Origin of the sequence: Methylobacterium sp. J-048, assembly GCF_022829515.1 — a bacterium.
Classification (GTDB): Bacteria; Pseudomonadota; Alphaproteobacteria; order Rhizobiales; family Beijerinckiaceae; genus Methylobacterium.
The window spans coordinates 1-6,613 of the sequence record NZ_JAKSYL010000020.1; the positions used below are offsets into that span (position 1 = coordinate 1).

Genomic DNA, 6,613 nt, shown 5'->3' on the forward strand with positions numbered 1-6,613 from the left:
ATCCGGGCGTCCTTCCCGGAACGCCGCCGAAATAATTCTCGGTCACACCAGTAAATGTTTTTGGCTTTTCCCAGCCCGGTATCTCAACAAAAACCGGCGCTCCACTTAAACCTCCTATTGATCTTGCTTCAATAATATACCGCGAGCTCCGCGCGGGCGGCGGGCGTCCACATCAAGGTTCCTGGGTGAGCGTCAGACACTCTCCCAACGCCCGCCATGCTCGCCGCTCACCCAACCGATAAACTGTTTAGCCCGTTATGAAACGGGGTCTAACACGCTTCCTTGCTGAGCTCTGGAGAGAGAAGGGCCAGCCATGACCGCCTCCCTTGAGTTCATCCCCGATAACAGCGGTGGGGCCGGGATCCGGTTTCGGAAGCGGAAGGGATAAAACTGGCGCCAGGTTCGTTAAGCCTCGACGAATTGCCCAGGTCAGGGACCAAGTATGCGCAGCCTCATCCTCGCCGTCAGCGCCATCGCCCTTGCCGCCCCTGCCTCAGCGCAGGCGCCCAACCGCGGCAACGCGGACCTACAGACCAACTGTGCGGGGGACGCCCTCGCGTTCTGCGCGGGTATTGATCCGAACAGCCCGCAAATGGACGCCTGCTTCAAGAAGAATATGAGCCGGATGTCCCCAAACTGCCGTCGTGCCATTGACGCCTACGAGAAGGCCGGCGGCAAGTAGCCACTCGACCTCTCGGTCACAGCCCGAATGCCGCGGAGGGGTCGAGCTTCGGCTCCGTTAGCGGAAGGGATAGATCGCCGAGCCAAGCCGTTAGCGCACCGACGAATTCCTTTGGCAGGTATCCAATATGCGCAGCTTCCTCCTCGCTTTCGCCCTCATCGCTGTAGCGGCCCCTGCCCTCGCCGCTCCTGACGCCTCCGCCTCGAAGCGTGGCAACAAGGACCTGAAGACCTATTGCTCGGGCGATGCGGTCACCTTCTGTAGTGGCGATGATCCGGACAGCCCTGAGATGGACGCCTGCTTCAAGAAGAACATGGACAAGATCTCGGAGAACTGCCGGCGCGCGATCACGGCCTACAAGGGTGGTGGCGGCAAGTAGCTCCTCCCCCGCGCTCGTAAGATAGGATCTGGGGCTGCAGCCGCTCGGTCATAGGAGCAGATGAGGGTGATCACAGGCCCGCAGCTCCGTGCAGCACGCATGTCCATCGGCTTGGATCCGCGCGATCTGGCTAAGCGAGCCAAGGTGCCTCTGAGCGTTGTCACGCGAGCCGAGGGCAGTTCCGGCGAGCCGGTGATCACGATCGCGCAGCTGAGCGCTTTGATGCAGGTACTGCGGACGGCTGACGCCAGCTTCCCGCCAGCTGATCCTGCCGCAGACGTTAGCGATGGTCAGCCGTGAGTGAATTCAAAAGTAAGTGTGCACGCAGCTAGCGCAATTTCTTTTGTGCACTGCGGTGGTACAAACCGGACTAGCTTCGGAGTTTATCCCCCCGATCCCGAGGCCGTCGAAGCCCGCCCGGTTCGCCGGCGCGGGCTTTTTCATTCGCCGATGGTCCCGGCCTGGGACGCTCTATGTCACGGCGGCCGCACCAACCGCTAACCGCAACACGTCATCCTACATTTCGAGCCGCGTTGCGTATCGGCTCACGCCGGTGAGATCGTCGACCTCCCCCGCCAGCCCGTGATCAGATCGGGCGGCGGGCCGAGCCGGAGATCAGGAACGTCTCAAGCGCGATGGTCGCGGTTTCAGTGCTCGGTCCCCGGCATGTTCTGCCGTGGCGCGCCGCCGTGATCCTTGATAAGGTTGGAGCGTTCCGGATCGCCCTTCAAGTTAGCGACCTGCTTGCGTGCGGCCAATGCGAGAAAGCCGACGCCGCCGATCGTGCCCAGCGCTAGAAATAACAGAGAGATACCGCTGCCCATGGGCGAGGCCTTTCGTTGAAGAAACCGCCGAAGGAAGGGTGACGGAGAGCATTATGCTACAAGCCAAACTGTGCTTGGAGTCATAGGTTGCAGTTTTAGAATATATTATGGGCGCGACGTCTTTTCTTAACAAATTTAGGGAGGAGCCACGTGGGCTCAAACTATGTTGATCTAGGCAGCAAATGCCGCGGCGCGGAGTTTTATCGTGTACAATCCCATCTTTTCATCGATATTGCTGGCGATCGAGTCTCAGCGCGTGATCGAGTTACGCATGGTGCGCCTCGCCTGGGGCGGCCGCGAGGGCCGGGCCGAGATGCAATCGATGGTCGTCGAGAAGGTGCACGCCGCCGGCGAGGCCATGACGACGCTGATGCTTGGTGGCTCGCCCGAAGCTGTCATCGCCCGCTACCGCGAGCACGTCGCCTTCAACACCAAGCGGCTGTCGGCGGCCTAGCACGAAGCGTCAGTCACGCCCCGCTTCGGCGCTCGCACGCCCTACCATATCCCACGGTGCCACTCAGCCGTGCGAGGGCATTTCCAAACCAGTTACCAGCGGGATAACTCAAGCCGGCTTCAGATGCCGTCGCAGCCAGCGGGTCGCATCTTCCAGGCTTAAAAAGGTCGGTGCCTTTTTCCCCTGCAGTCGGCCGAAGCCAACCTCGAAGAACCAGCTTCCAACATTGTCGTGCTCGGGCTCGGCGAGGCGCACCAGCACCGCCACGAGCAGGCCGTTGGCGATCACCAGCCGGCCTTCGCGATCTGGGCTGTCCGTGTCGACCGCGATCGGCTGCAGCACGATCAGCGTCTCGACGTTGCCCTGCTCGAACATCGATTAGGCCTCCGCGGTACCAGGCCAACTTAGGTCGCGGCGCTCGCCCCAGCGGGTGTTGCGCAGGTGCAGGTAGTTCGGCGCGAAGCTGCAGAAGGCCTTCAGTCGCTCGACATCCAGGATGGTGAGCACCCGGCCCTTGAGGTGGATCAGGCCGAGCGCGCGCAGTTCCCGCAAGGTCCGGTTCACATGCACGTCGGATAGGCCCATCGTCTCGGCGATCTCGGTCTGCGTCATCGGAAACGCATAGCTGTTGTCGGTGACACGCCCGACCGCTTCCAGGCGCATGAGAAGTTCGCACAGAAGGTGGGCGATGCGCTGACCTGGGGCACGTCCACCCATATTGACGAGCCATTCGCGCAGGACAGCACCGTCGACCAGGGAGCACCACCAGAAAGCCCGCGCGATACTCGTATGGTGCGCCGTGATCTCGTCGATAGCCCGACGGGGGATGTCTACGACCTGGCACGTCGAGATGGTGCCGATGCTGTGGTCCATCTCATCGAGGATGAAGACGTTGAGGTCGCAGAAATCACCCGGTACCAGGAGGGCCATGATCTGGCGCTGACCGTCCGGGAGCATCTTGTAGCGGCACGCGAAGCCGTCGAGAATCAGCAGGACGTTGTCCGGCTTGTCGCCTTCCTGGATCAGATCCTGGCGTGCACCGACCTGCCGGACCTTGAGCGTCAGCCCGTTCAGAGCCCAGCGAGCCTGCTCGGACAGAGGTTCGAAGCTCTCAAGCTTCCGTGTCAGAGCTTGCTGCATCGGACTGGCCTCATGATTGAGAGAACCCGCTGATCATCCGGAGGTGCCCCTCGACGGAACACCGAGCCGAGCGGCACTGATCCTGAGGGAGCATCGAGGGTACGATTTCGGACGCCCGGCCCCTGCCCGGAAACAGGTGACCCGTACCAAGAAACACCCCGCTACCCGGACCGGGCAACGGGGCTTGAGTTCGCTCGGGTCGGAAGAAGCTGTGCAGGCGATGATCGGTCACGGAACGCTCGCGCAGCCAACTGCGCTCACTCCATCACGGCAACAGCCGCATGAGCATGGCAGCGGATGAAGAGATCGATCCGATCAAAAGATGGAATTTGGCGGGTTCGTCCTTGATCTCTGCGGGGGACGCAATCGTCTCTGAAATCCATCTTATGATCGAACATATAGGTAACTTCGTTATATTATAGAACCTATCATCAGTTGGTCCGACTCAGGTTCTGATGACTGGGAGATCCGAGGGCTTCCACGTGCAATATGAGGTGGAGCAATATGAGTTCAGCCCCTGATCTCCACGCTACGAACCGGCTCATCCGCAAGTTGGAGAGTATCGCCAGCCTATCGGAGGCGGAGCGCCAGGCCATTGAGAGCCTGCCGGTCAGGATCCACAAGCTCAACGTCCGGCAGGACATCGTACGTGACGGCGACAAGCCCTCGCATTGCTGCTTGATCATCGATGGCTGGGCCTGCCGGTACAAGCTCCTCAGCCAGGGCAAACGGCAGATCCTATCGTTCCACGTCCCCGGCGACATCCTGGATCTTCAGAGCCTGCACGTCCCTACCATGGATCACAGCGTCGGCACGCTGACCAAAGCCACCGTGGCCTTCATCCCGCACGAGAGCCTGCGGGAGTTGACGGCGCACCACTCCGGCATCGCGGCAATCTTCTGGCGTGACACGCTGATCGACGCAGGGATCTTCCGTGAATGGCTGGTCAGCATGGGGCGGCGCTCAGCCTTTGAGCACGTCGCCCACCTGTTCTGCGAGCTGTATCTGAAGCTGCAAGCGGTGGGGCTGGCCGGGAATTACCGGTGCCCGCTGCCGGTCACCCAGGCGGATCTCGCCGATGCGCTGGGGCTCACGCCCGTACACATTAATCGCGTGCTCCAAGAAATGCGCGGCAAGACCCTGATCACGCTCCGAAGCAGCACGCTGGTGATCGAGGCTTGGAATGAACTTTTGCGTGTCTCCGAGTTTGACCCAACATACCTGCAACTGGAGAAGCGAGCGACCGGATGACCCTCCGCTTACAGCCGGTGCAGGTCGCCACCGGCAGTTACGACGTCGATGGGCAGCTGGTCTTCGCCGACGGCTTCCTGACTGCGGTCTTGGTGAAGCTGTCGGGCTATCACGACGACATGGCCGGGATGTGGTTCCTGGAAGCTGGCTTCGGGTGGGTCGATACGCCGACGCGGCCCACCTTCGCCGATCTAGATGCTGCACAGACCTGGATCGAGGAGCGGTTGACGTGCGCGGCCTGAGCACAACTCTTGATCTGCCCCCAGAAGAACGCACCGCTCTATTGCAGCCGGTGCGACTGGTTGCGTGATAGCCTTTCGCGAGCGGGGTAGGGCTCGGTCGCGAGATCTGCGAACACGTCATCCGTTGCGAGGATCCTCGTTCCATCTCTGCTGAGATCGGAGATGTTGACTTGGTAGTCATGACGCAGGCCCACTGAACCTCTCCTGTGCGCCCAACAATTGACGGTTAGGCATCGAGGATATCACTGACGCCAATCTAGTTTCTAAAAATAAAGATTGCGCACGACCATTCTATTTAGCTAATTTTACTTTCTTTTGATTAATAATCATCAAACTAGATACAACTATAGTTGATACATGTTATTGAAAATATGTATGCTTCAATGCAAAAATCATGACATCGCTGATCGAATATTTGGGCATCAGCGACTGAGAGACGCGAGTGCTCCCGCCTGTTTGAGGGCTGGATATCTCATGCCACATTTTTTCTTTGATACCGATGACGGTAATTTTCGCAATGTGGACAGAGAAGGCTTCGAACTGTCTGGCATCGAAGCCGCTCGCATCGAGGCATTGGATGCCCTCCCTGATATGGCGCGCAACAGGCTCCCGGACGGGGATCGTCGGACCTATTCGGTTCGGGTGCGCGATGAGGACGGGAGGGTGATCTTGATCCTCCCCCGGCTCTACGGACACCTCTGATACGCTCCTTGTGGGCGGGGAAGGTGTTTGATGGCGAAGACGAGACGGGAGTTCACGCCCGAGTTCAAACGCGAGGCGGTGGCCCTGCTGGAAAGCAGCGGCCGACCACAGATGCAGATCGCGGCCGAACTTGGGATCCAACCCTCCATGCTGAGGCAGTGGCGCACGGCGCTGATGGGAGGCTCTTCACCACCACCACGGGCAGCAGCAGCATCAGGAGCCGCGGCTGGGAGCCCGGTGGCTTCTCCCTCCGATCATCACGCCCATGTCGCGGGCTGTGGCAGCTCGGTCGAATAAGACCAGCTGGCGCAGTGCGGGGCTAAGCTGAGCGACCCCTGGAGCGTTCAGGTTGTCGGCTGCGGCGCGCACCGAGAGATCGTACATCTCGATATTGCGGGCTATGTCGCGCTCGAGCACCTGGACGAGGTTCTTGGAAGTCTGCTCGGCCTTGTCCCAGGCGTCCTGCCGCAGATCCAACAGCATCATCCCGGATGCCGCGAGCATGCCGACCGGAGCTAGTACGCCAAGCGCGATCCAGGTGCGGGCGGAGCGGAACGGACGCGCTAATCGCTGCAGCGCGGGCATCGGGCACCTCGCGATCACGCCCATGGGGTGAGGACGGTCGCATGCCGTGTCTTAATCAGTCCTTTCATGCTCGTGGAGACTGCGATCGACGCCGGGAACATGCATGCGCTTATAGAGGCAACTCAGGCCGAGCTGGACGCGGCTGAGCGGCTCACAAGGTGCGGTCTGCAGGTAGCATAATCGTTCAGTCGTCACCTGGTTGGTGTGAGCTGAGACGATGCCTCGATCAGAGCTGGCTTCTGGTTGGGATCGCGAGCGTAATGCAAGACGGCCGGTGTGTCCGATCCGCGCTCGCCTCCTCGGCGTGGACCAGCTTACCTCGTCCTGAACGAGGGGCTGCTTATGAAACGATAC

At 60.5% G+C, this 6,613-nt stretch carries 9 protein-coding genes and 2 pseudogenes; 7 read left to right on the top strand and 4 right to left on the bottom strand.

Features of this window, described 5'->3' with window-relative positions:
* Positions 1–442: 442 nt before the first annotated feature.
* Together MKL09_RS00585 and MKL09_RS00590 are read left to right on the top strand one after the other, a co-directional pair.
* Positions 443–682, top strand: a complete 240-nt coding sequence (locus MKL09_RS00585) for a 3',5'-cyclic-nucleotide phosphodiesterase (RefSeq protein WP_243942639.1) — start codon at positions 443–445, stop codon at positions 680–682.
* 127 nt (positions 683–809) lie between these two features.
* Positions 810–1,061 (top strand): 3',5'-cyclic-nucleotide phosphodiesterase, encoded by a 252-nt coding sequence (locus MKL09_RS00590; RefSeq protein ID WP_244017006.1) that lies wholly within the window; start codon positions 810–812, stop codon positions 1,059–1,061.
* Between the two features lie 647 nt (positions 1,062–1,708).
* Here the strand turns inward: MKL09_RS00590 and MKL09_RS00595 are convergent.
* Entirely contained in the window at positions 1,709–1,885 is a 177-nt protein-coding gene (locus MKL09_RS00595) for a hypothetical protein (RefSeq protein ID WP_167367844.1), read from the bottom strand.
* Positions 1,886–2,090: 205 nt separating this feature from the next.
* Here MKL09_RS00595 and MKL09_RS00600 point away from each other — a divergent pair, with 205 nt between their 5' ends.
* Positions 2,091–2,339: a hypothetical protein gene (locus tag MKL09_RS00600; RefSeq protein WP_243943965.1), complete on the top strand. Its 249-nt coding sequence runs from the start codon at positions 2,091–2,093 to the stop codon at positions 2,337–2,339.
* Positions 2,340–2,447: 108 nt separating this feature from the next.
* On the opposite strand, the gene MKL09_RS00605 is transcribed toward MKL09_RS00600, so the two are convergent.
* Both MKL09_RS00605 and MKL09_RS00610 read right to left on the bottom strand, forming a co-directional pair.
* Entirely contained in the window at positions 2,448–2,714 is a 267-nt protein-coding gene (locus tag MKL09_RS00605) for a hypothetical protein (protein WP_244017008.1), read from the bottom strand.
* Between the two features lie 3 nt (positions 2,715–2,717).
* Complete coding sequence (locus tag MKL09_RS00610) at positions 2,718–3,479, bottom strand: Crp/Fnr family transcriptional regulator (protein ID WP_243943969.1); 762 nt, start codon at positions 3,477–3,479, stop codon at positions 2,718–2,720.
* A gap of 504 nt (positions 3,480–3,983) precedes the next feature.
* On the opposite strand from MKL09_RS00610, the gene MKL09_RS00615 reads away from it, so the two are divergent.
* The 4 genes and pseudogenes from MKL09_RS00615 to MKL09_RS00630 form a co-directional block, all read left to right on the top strand.
* The gene (locus MKL09_RS00615; protein ID WP_244017010.1) at positions 3,984–4,730 is read left to right on the top strand and encodes a Crp/Fnr family transcriptional regulator; all 747 of its coding nucleotides are present in this window, start codon (positions 3,984–3,986) and stop codon (positions 4,728–4,730) included.
* Entirely contained in the window at positions 4,727–4,972 is a 246-nt protein-coding gene (locus tag MKL09_RS00620; RefSeq protein ID WP_243943973.1) for a hypothetical protein, read from the top strand. Before MKL09_RS00615 ends, MKL09_RS00620 begins: the two co-directional genes overlap by 4 nt.
* Positions 4,973–5,446: 474 nt before the next feature.
* The gene (locus tag MKL09_RS32275; RefSeq protein ID WP_409566881.1) at positions 5,447–5,674 is read left to right on the top strand and encodes a DUF6894 family protein; all 228 of its coding nucleotides are present in this window, start codon (positions 5,447–5,449) and stop codon (positions 5,672–5,674) included.
* Between the two features lie 30 nt (positions 5,675–5,704).
* Positions 5,705–5,947, top strand: a pseudogene (locus MKL09_RS00630) (transposase); the annotation flags it as partial.
* On the opposite strand, the pseudogene MKL09_RS00635 reads toward MKL09_RS00630, so the two are convergent.
* Positions 5,927–6,259 (bottom strand): annotated as a pseudogene (locus MKL09_RS00635) (GGDEF domain-containing protein); the annotation flags it as partial. The pseudogenes MKL09_RS00630 and MKL09_RS00635 sit on opposite strands and share 21 nt — an antisense overlap.
* Positions 6,260–6,613: the final 354 nt, after the last annotated feature.

What these genes read in the sequence shown, in the direction of transcription:
- MKL09_RS00585 (WP_243942639.1), top strand. Translation starts at nt 443, where the DNA reads ATGCGCAGCCTCATCCTCGCCGTCAGCGCCATCGCCCTTGCCGCCCCT.
- MKL09_RS00590 (WP_244017006.1), top strand. Translation starts at nt 810, where the DNA reads ATGCGCAGCTTCCTCCTCGCTTTCGCCCTCATCGCTGTAGCGGCCCCT.
- MKL09_RS00595 (WP_167367844.1), bottom strand. Translation starts at nt 1,885, where the DNA reads ATGGGCAGCGGTATCTCTCTGTTATTTCTAGCGCTGGGCACGATCGGC.
- MKL09_RS00605 (WP_244017008.1), bottom strand. Translation starts at nt 2,714, where the DNA reads ATGTTCGAGCAGGGCAACGTCGAGACGCTGATCGTGCTGCAGCCGATC.
- MKL09_RS00610 (WP_243943969.1), bottom strand. Translation starts at nt 3,479, where the DNA reads ATGCAGCAAGCTCTGACACGGAAGCTTGAGAGCTTCGAACCTCTGTCC.
- MKL09_RS00615 (WP_244017010.1), top strand. Translation starts at nt 3,984, where the DNA reads ATGAGTTCAGCCCCTGATCTCCACGCTACGAACCGGCTCATCCGCAAG.
- MKL09_RS00620 (WP_243943973.1), top strand. Translation starts at nt 4,727, where the DNA reads ATGACCCTCCGCTTACAGCCGGTGCAGGTCGCCACCGGCAGTTACGAC.
- MKL09_RS32275 (WP_409566881.1), top strand. Translation starts at nt 5,447, where the DNA reads ATGCCACATTTTTTCTTTGATACCGATGACGGTAATTTTCGCAATGTG.